12 protein-coding genes are annotated in these 14511 nt (G+C 41.5%); 7 read left to right on the top strand and 5 right to left on the bottom strand.

Annotation, left to right across the window (positions count from 1 at the left end; translation table 11 throughout):
* Positions 1-206, top strand: a 206-nt coding sequence (locus A3775_RS24865; protein WP_231866922.1) for a hypothetical protein, incomplete at its 5' end; no start/stop codon positions are given.
* Positions 207-227: 21 nt separating this feature from the next.
* On the opposite strand, the gene A3775_RS02155 is transcribed toward A3775_RS24865, so the two are convergent.
* A complete protein-coding gene (locus A3775_RS02155) occupies positions 228-1292 on the bottom strand; it encodes a mannose-1-phosphate guanylyltransferase (protein ID WP_066382407.1) in 1065 nt (354 codons plus the stop codon).
* Between the two features lie 116 nt (positions 1293-1408).
* Here A3775_RS02155 and A3775_RS02150 point away from each other — a divergent pair, with 116 nt between their 5' ends.
* The 3 genes from A3775_RS02150 to murJ all read left to right on the top strand — a co-directional run bounded on the left by A3775_RS02150 (position 1409) and on the right by murJ (position 5210).
* Positions 1409-2917, top strand: a complete 1509-nt coding sequence (locus A3775_RS02150) for an LCP family protein (RefSeq protein ID WP_066382409.1) — start codon at positions 1409-1411, stop codon at positions 2915-2917.
* Positions 2918-3016: 99 nt separating this feature from the next.
* Positions 3017-3523 carry a pentapeptide repeat-containing protein gene (locus A3775_RS02145; protein WP_066382411.1) on the top strand — a complete coding sequence of 169 codons (507 nt, stop codon included), beginning with the start codon at positions 3017-3019 and terminating at the stop codon, positions 3521-3523.
* Positions 3524-3605: 82 nt separating this feature from the next.
* A complete protein-coding gene (gene murJ / locus A3775_RS02140) occupies positions 3606-5210 on the top strand; it encodes a murein biosynthesis integral membrane protein MurJ (protein WP_066382413.1) in 1605 nt (534 codons plus the stop codon).
* Between the two features lie 86 nt (positions 5211-5296).
* Here the strand turns inward: murJ and dndD are convergent, their stop codons facing one another.
* Together dndD and acsF are read right to left on the bottom strand one after the other, a co-directional pair.
* Positions 5297-7285 carry a DNA sulfur modification protein DndD gene (gene dndD / locus A3775_RS02135; protein WP_066423655.1) on the bottom strand — a complete coding sequence of 663 codons (1989 nt, stop codon included), beginning with the start codon at positions 7283-7285 and terminating at the stop codon, positions 5297-5299.
* A 305-nt stretch (positions 7286-7590) separates the two neighbouring features.
* Positions 7591-8667: a magnesium-protoporphyrin IX monomethyl ester (oxidative) cyclase gene (acsF, locus tag A3775_RS02130; protein WP_066382421.1), complete on the bottom strand. Its 1077-nt coding sequence runs from the start codon at positions 8665-8667 to the stop codon at positions 7591-7593.
* Between the two features lie 410 nt (positions 8668-9077).
* Here acsF and A3775_RS02125 point away from each other — a divergent pair, with 410 nt between their 5' ends.
* Positions 9078-9575 (top strand): TM2 domain-containing protein, encoded by a 498-nt coding sequence (locus A3775_RS02125; protein WP_066382422.1) that lies wholly within the window; start codon positions 9078-9080, stop codon positions 9573-9575.
* Here A3775_RS02125 and A3775_RS02120 read toward each other — a convergent pair.
* Both A3775_RS02120 and A3775_RS02115 read right to left on the bottom strand, forming a co-directional pair.
* Entirely contained in the window at positions 9572-10168 is a 597-nt protein-coding gene (locus tag A3775_RS02120) for a DUF2996 domain-containing protein (protein WP_066423654.1), read from the bottom strand. The genes A3775_RS02125 and A3775_RS02120 overlap by 4 nt on opposite strands.
* A 400-nt stretch (positions 10169-10568) precedes the next feature.
* Positions 10569-11186, bottom strand: a complete 618-nt coding sequence (locus A3775_RS02115) for a TetR/AcrR family transcriptional regulator (RefSeq protein WP_066382424.1) — start codon at positions 11184-11186, stop codon at positions 10569-10571.
* 279 nt (positions 11187-11465) lie between these two features.
* Between A3775_RS02115 and A3775_RS02110 the strand changes: the two genes are divergently transcribed.
* The gene (locus tag A3775_RS02110; protein ID WP_066423653.1) at positions 11466-12662 is read left to right on the top strand and encodes an ABC exporter membrane fusion protein; all 1197 of its coding nucleotides are present in this window, start codon (positions 11466-11468) and stop codon (positions 12660-12662) included.
* A 78-nt stretch (positions 12663-12740) separates the two neighbouring features.
* Entirely contained in the window at positions 12741-13907 is a 1167-nt protein-coding gene (gene devC, locus A3775_RS02105; protein ID WP_066382427.1) for an ABC transporter permease DevC, read from the top strand.
* Positions 13908-14511 lie beyond the last annotated feature (604 nt).

Genomic DNA, 14511 nt, shown 5'->3' with positions numbered 1-14511 from the left:
GGAGTGGGGGGAGATGGGGGAGTGGAGGGAGATGGGGGAGTGGGGGGAGTGGGGGGAGATGGGGAGGAATTTTTACTTACCTCATCCTCCTCATCCTCCTCATCCTCCTCATCTTCCTCATCTTCCTCATCCTCCTCATCCCCTTGATCCCCTCCTCGCTAGTTATAATAAAAACCCTGCTTTTGTGCCTCTGCCAAGAGTTTTAAGTTTTACCAATTACTGAATAGTTAAAGCAGGTCAGTAAATCGGGGATCATTTTGCAGGGTTTTGAGAACCTGTTTAATTTCTTGAGTACGTTCTTTATTGACGATGAGCGTGACATTGCGATCGCGCACAATCACTACATCCTCTAAACCAATAGTAACAATTACATCCTCTGGATTGGTAGCATATACAATAGCCCCTTGCGTATCCAGCCCTACATGGGTAGCAAGTTCTACATTGGAATTATTTTCTGTTTTTAGTAAGCGTTCAATTGCATTCCAATCACCTAAGTCATCCCACCCAAAATCTGCTGGTAAAACATAAGCTAAATTAGTCTTTTCCATCAAAGCATAGTCTATACTTTTTTTAGGTAACTGGGGATAAATATCAAGACCCTGTTTTGCCAATGGCTCGATAATTTCAGGTGCATGAGTATATAGTTCATTCAGAACTACACCAGCCCGAAACACGAACATACCACTATTCCAGCTAAATCTGCCCGTGGACAGAAATGATTCTGCTGTTTCACGGTTGGGCTTTTCAGTAAAGCGGTTAACGTGATAAGCTGGCAACTCATTAAAGCTACCAATTTTTTCGCCTTGTTCGATGTAACCGTAACCAGTTGATGGGAAGCTAGGCTTAATTCCTAAAGTGACGATTGCTGCTGTATTTGCCGCTAATTGGGTAGCAGCATCTAATGTGCGCTTAAACGCTTGTTGGTCAGCTATCCAGTGGTCTGAGGGAAAAAAGCCGATAATAGCGTCATCTCCATAACGCTTTTGAATTGTCAAACTTGTCCAAGCTACGGCGGCGGCAGTGTCTCTCCCCTGCGGTTCAATCAATAAGTTTTCAGAGGGTAATTCGGGTAGTTGTTGTTTCACTCCTTGTCCTAACTGACTAGAAGTGATTACCCACAAGTCATCCCAACTGCCTGCGAATGTTAGCAGTCGCTCGGCAGTTGCTTGTAATAGACTTCTAGAGCTACCATCAAGACTTAAAAATTGCTTGGGTCTGTCTTGGCGACTGAGGGGCCAAAAACGCTCACCTTTGCCACCTGCCAGAATTACTGGAAACAATGAACTACTCATGTTGTCATACACACCGACGGTAGAACATTTCAAGTTTACAGTGCAGTCTGACACTGGCAAGATTGATAGCTTGGTTTAACATAATTTCTAGGGAGTGGTTGAGTGGGGAGATAATTGTGATTAAACAGGTTCAATTTTCAGATAATCAAGTCGCGCCTCAACAAATACCAGATTTAGAACTAGAGGTAGGATCTGGGCAAATACAACTTGTAGATAATCAGGTCATGCCTCAACCAGCAACGACACCAGAAATGGAAGTCAAACCTCAACCACAGTCAGTGGCTTCCCGTAATGTTGTCGAATCTGTAGGCGCAATTCCCAACGAGCTTTATGATCGTTTGGGTTTGACCATGCCTCGCTGGCTATTGTGGATTTTGACTGTGGTTGTGGGGACAGTTCTCTCTGGTCTGTTGGCATCCACATTAGCCTTATGGACTCCATTGTGGAGCAACCTAGACCGCACAGAGGAAGAATTAGGGGTTGCTGGTCAAGATGAGCAGAAAATGCCCCTACCTGGGGAATTATGGAGCAAAATTTCTCAGTATCAACTCTCCAAACCCATGAATATTCTGATCATGGGAATTGAGCCAGTTCCAGGTGCTGTTGATGGTTCAGCAGAAAGCTTTGGTGGCAAGAGCGATACTATGATGCTAGTCAGACTCAACCCCAGTAACAAAACTGTACGGGTGCTGTCAATTCCTAGGGATACAATGATTGCTATCCCCGAACAGGGATTGACTAAGGTATCAGACGCTAATGCCCAAGGCGGGCCAGTTTTAGCAGCTAGGGTAGTTAGTCGCACCTTAAATAATGCCCGGATTGACCGCTACATTCGCATTTCTACCAGTGGCTTAAGACAGTTGGTGGATCAGTTGGGTGGGGTAGAGGTTTTTGTTCCCAAAGCTATGTCATATCAAGACCCCAACACTGGATCAACAGTTAGTTTAGTTAGTGGCTGGCAAACTCTCAAAGGTGAACAAGCAGAATTGTTTGCTCGATACCGGGAGGAAGGTTTAGGGGATCTACCACGAGTGCAGCGACAACAAGCACTGGTAGCAGCATTGCTGCAACGGTTAAATAGTCCGACTGTTTTACCCAGATTGCCCCAATTAACTCGCTTGATGCGGAAATATTTTGATTCCAATTTGAAGATAGAAGAAATGATGGCTTTGGTGAATTTTTCCGTCAATCTAGAACGGGATAATTTCCAAATGACTATGTTGCCCGGTATATTCAGCAAATTGAGTCAAGATCCCAATAGCTATTGGCTGAATTTGAATGGTCAACAAAATCTATTGAGTAACTATGTGGGGGTCGATATACCTGGACTACAGCCAGATTCCCGCCCAGTTTCTCACCTCAAAATTGCTATTCAAAATGCTTCCAATCAACCTCAATTAACTGAAAAAGTTATTGCTTACTTGAAACAAAAAGGTTTTACAAATATTTACACTACACCGGATTGGCCAGATACTCAACGCCAAACTCAAATTATTGCTCAAAAGGGGAATCGAACCGCAGCAATTGAACTACAAAACATCTTAGGTTTAGGTTTAGTTCAAGTTAAATCCACAGGGGATTTAGACTCTGACATCACAATCAGAATTGGGAAGGATTGGAAGTAGTCATTAGTCATTAGTCATTAGTCATTAGTCATTAGTCATTAGTCATTAGTTATTGCTTTGGACTTTTGACTTTTGACTATTAATTGGGTGTTGAAAGTTATGAAGAAATTTTGGCTGAGATTATTTAGTTTAATTGTAATTTTGCTGCTGGCTTGGTTTTGGCTCGTCATCAATCCTAAGCCGGCTTTTGCTCAAATTAATACAATTAACTACAGCAATACAAATCTAGAAAATCGTGACTTTTCTAATACTGATTTGGCAGGTGTAACTTTTGTAGCGGCGGAAATGCGAGGAACAAATTTCCAAGGTGCAGATTTAACTAATGCTATCCTCACTAAAGGCGTTTTGTTAAAAGCTAATTTAGAAGGTGCAAATTTAACAGCTGCTTTAGTAGATCGGGCAACTTTAGATAGTGCTAACTTAAAAAATGCGATTTTTACAGAAGCTACTTTAACCCGTAGCCGTTTTTATGATGCTGATATTACTGGGGCGGATTTTACAGACGCTATTATAGACCGCTATCAAGTGTCTTTGATGTGCGAACGAGCAGATGGGATCAATCCCGTTACTGGTGTTTCTACACGCGAAAGTTTGGGTTGTCGTTAGAGGATGTTAAATAATGTAGAGACGTTGCATGCAACGTCTCTACATATCCTCTCTGGCTTTCAAAATTTGTCTGGTATTATTCGTGACTAATCAAGAACCAAAACCCTCTCGTTCTTTCGCTGGGATTGCTGGTATTGTTGCCGCAGCGACGTTAATTAGTAAAGTATTTGGTTTAATTAGACAGCAGGCGATCGCGGCTGCTTTTGGTGTGGGTGCAGCTGCTACGGCTTATAGTTACGCCTACGTGATCCCCGGTTTTTTATTGGTACTATTAGGGGGTGTAAACGGGCCGCTACATAGTGCGATCGTCAGCGTTTTAGCCAAGCGCAAGCAAGAAGAAGCCGCCCCCCTAGTCGAAACGGTGACAACTCTCGTCGGTAGCGTGTTGTTATTGGTGACAGTCTTGCAGATTGTCTTGGCTGGTAACATTATTGATATTGTGGGTTATGGTTTAGATGCCAAAACTAGAGCGATCGCCATTCAACAACTGCAAATTATGGCCCCGATGGCTTTATTCTCAGGATTTATTGGCATCGGTTTCGGTACTCTCAACGCCGCTAATCAATATTGGTTACTCTCTATTAGCCCCCTATTATCTAGTCTCACCGTGGTAGGTGGTATTGCTGTCTTGGCTTTGCAACTCGGCAAAGACATCATCAAGCCAGAATACGCCTTCATCGGTGGTATAGTTTTAGCCGGGGGAACTCTAGCAGGGGCAATTCTTCAATGGGTAGTGCAGTTAATAGTACAATGGCGGTTAGGACTCGGTACATTAAGGCTCAGGTTTGATTTTAAAGCCCCCGGAGTTCAAGAAGTCATTAGAATCATGACCCCGGCAACAATTTCCTCTGGAATGATGCCGATTAATGTGGCGACTGACTTGTATTTTGCCAGTCCGATTCAGGGTGCGGCGGCTGGTTTTAACTATGCCAATTTGTTGGTACAAACTCCCTTGGGGATTATTTCTAATATTATTTTACTGCCGCTATTACCCATATTCGCCAAGCTAGCCGAACCAGAAAACTGGCCAGATTTAAAATTACGCATTCGTCAGGGTTTATTACTCACTGCTGTGACGATGCTACCTCTAGGGGCGTTGATGGTGGCTTTATCTGTGCCAATTGTTCAGGTAGTTTACCAACGTGGTGCGTTTAAACAAGAAGCTACGCAGTTGGTTTCATCCCTCCTCATCGCCTACGGTATCGGGATGTTTGCTTACTTGGGGCGTGATGTTTTAGTCAGGGTATTTTACGCCTTGGGGGATGGACAGACACCTTTTCGCATCAGTACATTTAATATATTGCTGAATGCTGTACTCGATTGGATTTTAGTTAAACCTTTTGGTGCGCCTGGTTTGGTGTTAGCTACAGTGGGTGTAAATTGTAGCTCAATGTTAATGCTGTTATGGTTACTTGACCGCCGACTCAATGGTTTACCCTTACGTGAGTGGAGTGTCCCCATTTTAGGACTAACGGCTGGTAGTGTGGTAGCTGGGATTGCCAGCTTTGCCACTTTGCTAGCTTCTCAGCAAGTCTTGGGTAAAGAAGGTTTATTAATTCAAATCTTGCAATTGTGTATATCTGGTTTAGTGGGGATGGCTGTATTTGCGGCGATCGCCTCACTGATGAAAATACCTGAAGTGAATACTTTTGTCATCCGTCTGCGTCAACGCTTCCTGAAAAGATAAGTATAGCAGGATGAGGAAGCAGGGGATTAGGGGAGATTTTTACCCAAAATTCTTTAATTTTGAATTGATTAGTCCCCATTCCCTACCTAGTCCCAAAAATACCCCGGTTTAATCGTGGTGTGGCGGGTAGTGGAGTCGTATTCTAGCAGGTATTCGCGGGCGATCGCTTCGTTTTCCCTAAGTATTTCTACTTCTGATTTCCCGATTTCTGTATCAGTGGAAAGTAAAATGACTTGATGACTAGCGGCGGGAAAATAACGTTCCACTAAGTTGTTACGGTGGGAGGAATCCAGTCTTCCAAGAGGTGTATCAATAGCTACTGGTAAGCGATGACCGGAAACTTTGGCTAGTCCCCAGAGGAAGGCGATCGCTAATAGTTGTTTTTCCCCTGCTGACAGGCGATGTTTCGGTACTGGTTGACCTTTCAAATCATACAGCGACAGGCTGAAAGTTTCCGTATCAATAGCGATGCGATGCACTAAATCCGATTTATGCAATAAATAGAGGAAACAATTTTTGACTTCTTCCTCTAATTTATTGAGTTTTCTGAGAGTTAATTTTTCTCGAAAAATCTTCAGGGTTTCTTGAACTTTCAGCACCGAATCAATCAAATGTTCTCTATTTTTGTAATCCAGGTTTTTATCAGTATATTCTTTTAATTCCTTTTTGGTCTGTTCAATAGTATTACCTAATGTAGTTAGTCTGTATTGAGTTGTTTCATAATTACCTTTAGCTTCAGCCACTTGCTTTTGGGCTAATTTTACAGCCTCCTGTAATTGTTTATAAGCCTCTGGTTCTGCGGCTGTTTGTACTTGTCTTTCTAGAGTAATAATTTCTTCTTCCGTGTTTTGCAGAATATCTAACTGTTGCTTTAGTGATTTCAGCAAAGTTTTTAAATGATACTGTGCATTATCTAACTGACTTAAACTTTCTTCGTCAGCAAGTAACCAAGGTGGTTCTCCTTGGGCATAACCTGTATATAAATTTTCAACATCTTCAGCTAAAAACAACTCAATTTTATCAACCTGTTCTCCAGGCATTGCTAACTGATTCAGCCAATTAATTAAGCGTTGATCTCGCTCTATTAACACATCTTTAGCTAATTGTATCTGTTGAGAACGAAATTCTTTTTCTCCTTGTGCTTGTACCTGACTGAGCAAATTAGGAATTAATGCCAATGGTAAAACATCGGCAGCTAATTCACACATTGAATCCCGGACTTTTTCGGCGGCGGCGATTTTCTCTTTTTTTATCCGTTCTAATTGATTGCGTTCCGCAGCAATTTTACCGCCTTCTGACATAAATCTATCTAAAGCTTCTTGCTGCTTGATTTCTAAGTCATCTAGTTGACTTTTAAGGGTTACTAATTCTTGTTTTATGGTTTCGTATTCTACTTGCTGTTGCTGTAATCTTTGCTCAATTATCTCTAATTGTTCCAAGTCTTTTGTATTCGCCAGTTCTCGGCGTTTGCGGTTGACTATAAAATCTAAGTCACCTGCTAATTTATCTGCTAACTCCAAACCTAAAAGTCCGCGTATCGCTTCAATAACTATTGGTGGCGGTGTATCTTGTTCCGCAAGTTCTTTTACTTGTTCCCCATCAAACAGAAATAAGTTAGAAATTCCTAATGGTAGGAGATTTTCTATATAGTCATCCCAAATATTAGCCAGAGAATCAACAGGCCAGGTGTCATCATCGCCTAAAATTCCTAATGTATCTTTACCTTCTTTGGGATTTTTGTCCCAAACTCTCACAATCCGATATCTTACTGGTCTATCATCTTCAATATGTTCAAAAAGTAATTCAATGCGTGTTTTGTCAAAAGGATCAGTTTTATTATTAACGCATTGGGTTAAAAAATCAGGATAACTCAAGTTACCACGAGTAGAACATTGGGCGCGTTGTCCATATAAAGCTAGGCGGATAGCATCCATAAGGGTGGTTTTTCCGCCACCATTCATCCCACCTAAGAGGATAATTGGACGGTGTTCTTCGTCTTTTATGGGAGCAAGATTGATTACTTGTTTCCCTGCGTAGGGGCCAAAATTTTGTAATATGAGTTCTAAAAATATCATTTTTTTTAAGAGTAAAATATAGATTTAGACTGATGAAGTCGGCTTAAATAATTAAAGGTTTGTAGTGTACCCCTCCGGGGAAGCAAGCTACGCGCAGTTTCTGCAACAGAGGACTTTAGCCTTATTATGAGGACTAAAGTCCTCACTACGAACTGAAATTAATTTATTTTTACCGACTGACTACAAACCTATAATAATAAATCACAAAGGGACACAGACCAAGAGAAAAATCAGTTTCGTGTTTCAATAAAAAAGTGGTTCTGTACTCAACAGAACCACTTAAATTAGTGCAGAAACTCAAAGATTTAGCGAGCTAAACCTTGATTAGAAACTGCATCAATTGGCTTCATCAAGTACAGTTTTAACAATTGCCAACCACTGGAGATGTAAATTGGTAGCTTCTGGAAGAATTGCAAGAATTTGGGAGTGTTGGAGTTAGCGATCGCACTCAATTTTTCGTTATTCTTGACACATACATCCAAACGTTCATAGAACTCTGGACTTTCTACATCTAGCATCACTGGGAAGACTCTTCCTGCTGTTTCGTTGGTCTTCTTAATTACATAGATGTCGTATTCCCGCGCATCTAAACCAATGGAAGCATAGAAGTCTTGACGCTGGATGTCATTGAGATACATCGTAGCAAATACTGACAACAAGAAAAAGCGGCTCCAAAGTTTCGCTTTCCAGTCGTTCAACATTTGCGGCTGGGATTTCATGATTGCATCAAAGAAATCACCATGACGGTTTTCATCCTGACACCAGTTTTCAAAGAACCGGAAAATTGGATAAATTCTATCTTCAGGATGCGCTTCTAAATGGCGATAAATGGTGATATACCGCCAGTAACCAATCTTTTCTGAAAGATAAGTGGCGTAGAAAATGAATTTTGGTTTAAAGAATGTATAATTGCGGCTCTTGGTTAAAAACCCTAAGTCCAAAGACAGGTTAAAGTCTGACATCGCTTTGTTCAAAAAGCCAGCATGGCGCGCTTCATCCCGTGACATTAGGTTAAAGCATTCTGCCAAAACAGGGCTTTTATCTTTCAAACGGCGACCGAGTTCTTTGTACAGCAAAAAGCCCGAAAATTCTGCCGTACAAGAACGTTCTAGAAACTCCACGAACAAGCGGCGAGTTTCCCCGTCAATGTGATCCCAGGATTGTTCAAACTCCGCATCCCGCACAAAGTGATGGCGGTTATAGTCCGCGCGGAACTCTTCCAGAATGGCTCTCAACTCGTCTTCGTTGACGGAGATGTCCATCCGTGCCATCTCATCAAAATCGGTGGTGTAAAACCGGGGTGTTAACAGAGTTTCCTTTGCCGGGACTTTAATCCCTGGCCGCATTTCTTCAAAGCCTGGCTTTTTTAGGGAATCTACCATGTCCTAACTGCTCTTTTGTTTTTATTATCTTGACTAGAACCCTGAGAGGCAAGGGTGATACTCTCTCAAGGTACAACAGCCGACAATAATTAATTTGTATAAATTTCAGTCTACCAAGGTGTAGAGGTAAACAGGAGGGGGAAACATTAAGAGTTGCAACAAAAATTTAAAATTAGTCATTGGTCATTAGTCATTAGTCATTGGTCATTAGTCATTGGTCATTAGTTATTCTCCCTCATCTCCCTCATCTCCCTCATCTCCCTCATCTCCCTACCCACTCGCCACTCAAAGCGCATAACCTTACAATAGAAGTAGCGTGATGAGTATAATTCGCCATGCTGCTGTGAAACAAAATTGTAGGGAAATCGCATCTAAGCAAATAAGCGCAAATCCAAGGGGTTGACCACAACATGACTGTTGACAAGAATCCGCATCAAGACCGTATCCTTGTGTCTTATATTTTGAGTGCAGCGTGGTTTTTAGGTCTAGGGGGACTGCATCGACTTTACAATGGCAAAATCGGCACTGGTTTGTTGTGGCTATTCACCGGGGGTGTGTTTGGTATAGGGCAGTTTGTAGATTTGTTTCTGTTGCCTGGAATGGTTGATGAATATGAACAGCAACTACGCCTGAAAGCTGGTGTATCGCCCTTGGGTGTACCTGTGAATCAACCGATCACTACTTCCCAAGTCCAGCCGATGACTAAAAACCAATTGATGGTAAAATTAATTGAAGTCGCAGAAAGCAAGGGTGGTAGCTTAACTGTGACTCAAGCTGTGAAAGCTACAGGAGTCGGTTTTGCGGAAGTGGAAGCGGTACTTAAAGAGATGCTGAAATCAGGTTATGTGAAAATAGACAACGACCCCATCACTGGAGCCGTTACCTACCATTTCCATGAACTCAATTAATTTCTACCTAGCCACTTTTGACCGTTCAAACGATACACTAAACGAGATACCAACATATCTAGTGTGACTTTACGCTCGTCGATGAGAAATGACTCCAAAGTGCTGGGCTTTTTGCCTTCGTTGCAAGAAAAGCCTTTTTTACCTTGGATATCTTCATCAGGGAAATAGAGGTTAAATTGACGTTGACCGTTTTGCCAGCTGCCAATCACTTGCCAGTATTCTTCTGTTGATTGAAAACCTGCAATGGGTAATTTCTGCTTGGCAAAGGATAATTGTATATCTTTTACCCCTTCTTTGACGATCGCCTTTTCTAAAGCTGGCAAGTAGTCTTGCTGCATGAACTCTACAAATGGCTTATCTTCCACCGCAGGAGGTTTTTCCTTTTTGGCGGCGGGTTTGGCTTCCTGGGTGGCTGCGTTGGGGTTGGTTTTTGGGTTTGCTGCTTTCGGGTTTGGTGTGTTAGCTGTAGGAATATCTGTTGCTACTGGTTCGCTGGTACTGGGAGCGTTTGCTGCTGAGACTGTGGGGGCTTTTTTGTCAACAGTGCTAGGAATAGCGTCTCCCGCTTGATTTTGATTGGTTTCGTCTGCCATTACTTCGGTCAATCCTTTATCTAGCTTTTCGAGCTTCGCTCACCTTTATTAGTAAGTTATTTTCATTTTTACACATAAGAGCTAGTCAACCCCTGCGGGGAATTCAAAATTCAAAATTCAAAATTCAAAATTACCATTCCGATGCTGAGAAGTAGGGAGGTGTTATCAGAACTGATTCTGTCTATGACTACTTATCTTGACAATCAACAGATAAATAGATAATATTCAATCCTTAATATTCAACCATCCTAATGTTATTGCTAGATAAAGTCGTATTGATTAGTACCTTTTATTGAATTATTGTTTATTTTAAATATTATGGCTATTAACAGCAGAATTATTTAATGCGATAATTTTGCATTTTGCATTTTGCATTTTGCATTTATTTGTCTCTATTCGCTCACTTAACGCAGTTGACAATTAAATGGGTTAAGGCATCAATCAGGCGATCGCTTTCCATAGGCATAATATTTTTACCGTGCATAATCTCTTGGGTAATCACAAAATGCACCAATGAACCAATCAAAATCCTCGCCGTCGCCTCTGGATCTGGTATATTCAACTCTGAACGAGCAGCTAAATATTGACTGATGGTTTCTATCGCTGGTTTGGCAATGCTAGCAATAAACACCTGCGCTAACTCTGGAAACCGCGCCGACTCCCCCATCAACAACCGTTCAAATGCTTGATATTCCGGGTCGTTTATCATCTGATTTAGTGCTGTTTTCGCTAGTCGTCGCAGCACTACATAAGGTTCTCCCTTTAAAGGTTGTGTCCCCAAAATCAACTGAAACCGCTTTCTCGCTAATCTTTCTATCAAGGCTCTAAACAACCCTTCCTTATCTTGAAAGTGACTGTAAACCGTCGCTTTAGACACTCCCGCCGCCTCGGCTACTTTATCCATACTTGTAGACGCATAGCCGTAGGCTAAAAATTGCTGCATCGCTCCTTGCAGAATTTTCTCGACTTTATCGCTAGAATTTGAACGGTCCGTTTCCCCATTTTTAGGGCGTGCCATGTTTTGATGATTCCTTGTGGGTGGTGCTTGACTAAACTACTCGGTTTAGTATAATCAAGATTATAAGACTAAACCGTTTAGTTTTGTATATATCAGTTCAGATATTGAACAGGTATTAAGCATATAAGAGTAGCTGTATCAGTTATCAATTACGCAGTAATCAACTCAGGAAATGTTCACAAAAAACTGTTTGTTGATAACTAGAGAAAATGCTTCAGGACATTTACCGAGATGAGATTTTAGTCAGCGAATTGGGAATTGCCATAAAGGTATGCGATTGTGCAGAATTCAAAACTACAGCGTTCAGTTTTCCCGCAATCGATTGTACGTCCATTCATTTTTTTAGCTATTTTTGTATCTTTTTCTGTCATAGGAATCAGTGTTTACATAACAATAAAATTTCGGGAAGCATCTCATCAGAAGGTACAAGCACAAACAACATTATTATCCGAGCTAAAAACTGTGACAGCCTTGGGACGAATTGAGCCACAGGGAAAAGTGATTAAACTAGCTGCAACCACATCTAATGAAAGCAGTCGGGTAGAGCAATTATTAGTCAAGGAGGGGGACAGGGTAAAAGCCGGACAGTTAATAGCAGTTTTAGATAGCCGTGATAGGTTAGAAGCAGCCTTAAGAGAAGCCAAGGAACAAGTAAAAGTAGCACAGGCAAACCTCAACCGCATCAAAGCCGGAGCGAAACGGGGAGAGGTTACAGCCCAACAAGCAACAATAGCACGTTTGGAAATAGAAGCTAAGGGTGACATAGCAGCGCAGACAGCTACAGTAGCGCGACTACAAGCCGAGGTAGAGAATGCCCAAGTAGAAGAACAACGTTATCAACAACTATATCAAGAAGGGGCAATTTCGGCTTCTCAAAGAGATAGTAAACGGTTGAGTTTAGAAACTGCCCAAAAAAACCTGGAAGAAGCCCAAGCACAGTTGCAAAGGCTGAATTTAAGTAGCCAGAAAAAATTGCAAGCAGCCGAAGCCACCTTAGAGCAAATTACTGAAGTGCGGGGTGTAGATGTGGCAGCAGCCGCAGCAGAAGTTAATCGAGCGATCGCCGCAATGAATCAAGCTCAAGTTAATCTTACCCTAGCTTACGTGCGATCGCCCCAAGATGGACAAGTATTTGAAATTCACAGTCGCCCTGGAGAATTAATTTCTCATAACGGCATTGCTGACATTGGACAAACCAGCCAAATGTACGTCATTGCCGAAGTTTACGAAAGCGACATCAGCAAAGTCAAACCAGGGCAGAAAGTGCGAGTCATCGGTGATTATCTACCCATAGAAATGCAGGGAAAAGTTGAGCGTAAAGGGTTACAAATACGCCGACAAAACGTAGTTAACACAGACCCCTCCAGCAACATTGACAGCCGAGTAGTAGAAGTCCACATCCGCCTAGATTCTACCTCCAGCCAAAAAGCTGCCGATTTAACAAATATGCAAGTTAAAGCAGTCATCGAATTATAAACCAGGAGGCAGAAGGCAGAAGGTAGAAGATTGTTCTGTTAATTAACCTCATCCCCCTCATCCCACAGTCCCCATACTATGTTTCAACAACTGCGGCGACGAACCCCTTTAGGTTGGTTGCAACTAAGTCATGAAAAAAGTCGGCTATTAGTAGCTTTGTCAGGTATTGCCTTTGCGGACTTGCTGATGTTTATGCAGCTAGGATTTCAAGCGGCGTTGTATGACAGTAACACTCGCCTACATCGCAGTTTACAAGCTGATATTATTCTGATGGGTTCTCAAACTCGTAACCTGCAACGCCTCTCTACATTTTCTCGGCGGCGATTATATCAAGCGATGGATGTACCAGGGGTGAAATCGGCTGAGGCCATGTATGTAAGTAACATGGTGTGGAAAAATCCCCAAACCCGTCGCGATACAGAAATCTTAGTTATAGGTATCAATCCCGATAAACCTGCTGTTGATTTTCCTGAAGTTAACGCCAAACTTGCAGAAATTAAGTTACCAGATACAGTTTTATTTGACCGTGCGTCTAGAGGAGATTATCAAAAAACTATCGCCCAAATTGAACAAGGTGAAACGGTAAAGACAGAATTAGAACGGCGCACAGTTACTATTAGCGGTTTATTTAAATTAGGAGCTTCCTTTGCGGCTGATGGGACGCTAATTACCAGTGATCAAAATTTTTTGCGCTTCTTTCCTCGACAACAGGCGGCTAATGTCAGTTTAGGTTTAATTAAATTACAGCCTGGGGTAAATCACCAGCAGGTGCAAGCACTTTTAAAAGCACGTTTGTCACAAGATGTCAATGTGCTGACTCATCAAGAATTTATCGAATTTGAAAATAACTTTTGGCGTACTAATTCCCCGATAGGATTTATTTTTAATATTGGGGTATCAATGGGCTTTGTTGTAGGTGTGATTATTGTCTATCAAGTGTTATCTACAGATGTCAATGCTCACCTGAGAGAGTATGCCACCTTCAAAGCTATAGGATATCGCCATTATTATTTACTGGGTGTAGTGTTTGAAGAAGCCTTGATTTTGGCATTGTTGGGTTTTATTCCAGGTTTAACAGTCTCTTTAGGACTTTATCAATTAACCCGCACTGCCACCAACCTACCCATGTATATGACATTAATGCGGGCGTTACAGGTATTAATCCTCACTATTATTATGTGTGTAATTTCGGGAGCGATCGCCACCCGTAAACTCCAAGCCGCCGATCCCGCAGATATGTTTTAGACAAGGTATACAAAGTAGATTTTCTTTCCATAATAATTATGTCTTTAGGATGATGACTTTTGACTGAATTTTACCTTACTGCCTGACGCTGTTCATTTTCATTTCCATGCGCCATCTTCAAGACGATTTGGGTAATAGTTTACTGCGTCAGCCAGTTTGATTGAACATCAATTTATAACTTAACAAATGCCAAATTATAATTTGGACTTCCTACTAGCTAATTACTGACGGCATTTCTCAATCAGAATAAGCATCTGCCAATTAGCACGAAGACTTACCCCACTTGCAACTGACAATTAGAACGCATTTCTATATTTTTCAATTTACACACAGTTCATCTTGATCAGGTACATTCTTCTAGCCTCTGGTTGTGTTCCCTTGAAAGGTGTACTGTACCCAGCCGATAAAAGCTGCCTATTTTAGCATATTTAAGCTAATAAGACTCTATTATTTACAGAGTAAATTATATTTTCTGTCCAACGCTTCAATGTAAGTTATGAATCCACTTTAGCCAGTATAAATAAATAAGATAAATTATTTTTTTTAATTATATATTGTTAATTTCTCTTTATAAAAAAATATCAACTGAAAAACATGAAAAACA

This window comes from Anabaena sp. 4-3 (assembly GCF_001597745.1).
Taxonomy (GTDB): domain Bacteria; phylum Cyanobacteriota; class Cyanobacteriia; order Cyanobacteriales; family Nostocaceae; genus Trichormus.
The sequence above is the reverse complement of the archived record's forward strand: the minus strand, read 5'-3'. Positions and strand labels throughout refer to the sequence as shown.

What these genes read in the sequence shown, in the direction of transcription:
- A3775_RS02155 (WP_066382407.1), bottom strand. Translation starts at nt 1,292, where the DNA reads ATGAGTAGTTCATTGTTTCCAGTAATTCTGGCAGGTGGCAAAGGTGAG.
- A3775_RS02145 (WP_066382411.1), top strand. Translation starts at nt 3,017, where the DNA reads ATGAAGAAATTTTGGCTGAGATTATTTAGTTTAATTGTAATTTTGCTG.
- dndD (WP_066423655.1), bottom strand. Translation starts at nt 7,285, where the DNA reads ATGATATTTTTAGAACTCATATTACAAAATTTTGGCCCCTACGCAGGG.
- acsF (WP_066382421.1), bottom strand. Translation starts at nt 8,667, where the DNA reads ATGGTAGATTCCCTAAAAAAGCCAGGCTTTGAAGAAATGCGGCCAGGG.
- A3775_RS02125 (WP_066382422.1), top strand. Translation starts at nt 9,078, where the DNA reads ATGACTGTTGACAAGAATCCGCATCAAGACCGTATCCTTGTGTCTTAT.
- A3775_RS02120 (WP_066423654.1), bottom strand. Translation starts at nt 10,168, where the DNA reads ATGGCAGACGAAACCAATCAAAATCAAGCGGGAGACGCTATTCCTAGC.
- A3775_RS02115 (WP_066382424.1), bottom strand. Translation starts at nt 11,186, where the DNA reads ATGGCACGCCCTAAAAATGGGGAAACGGACCGTTCAAATTCTAGCGAT.
- devC (WP_066382427.1), top strand. Translation starts at nt 12,741, where the DNA reads ATGTTTCAACAACTGCGGCGACGAACCCCTTTAGGTTGGTTGCAACTA.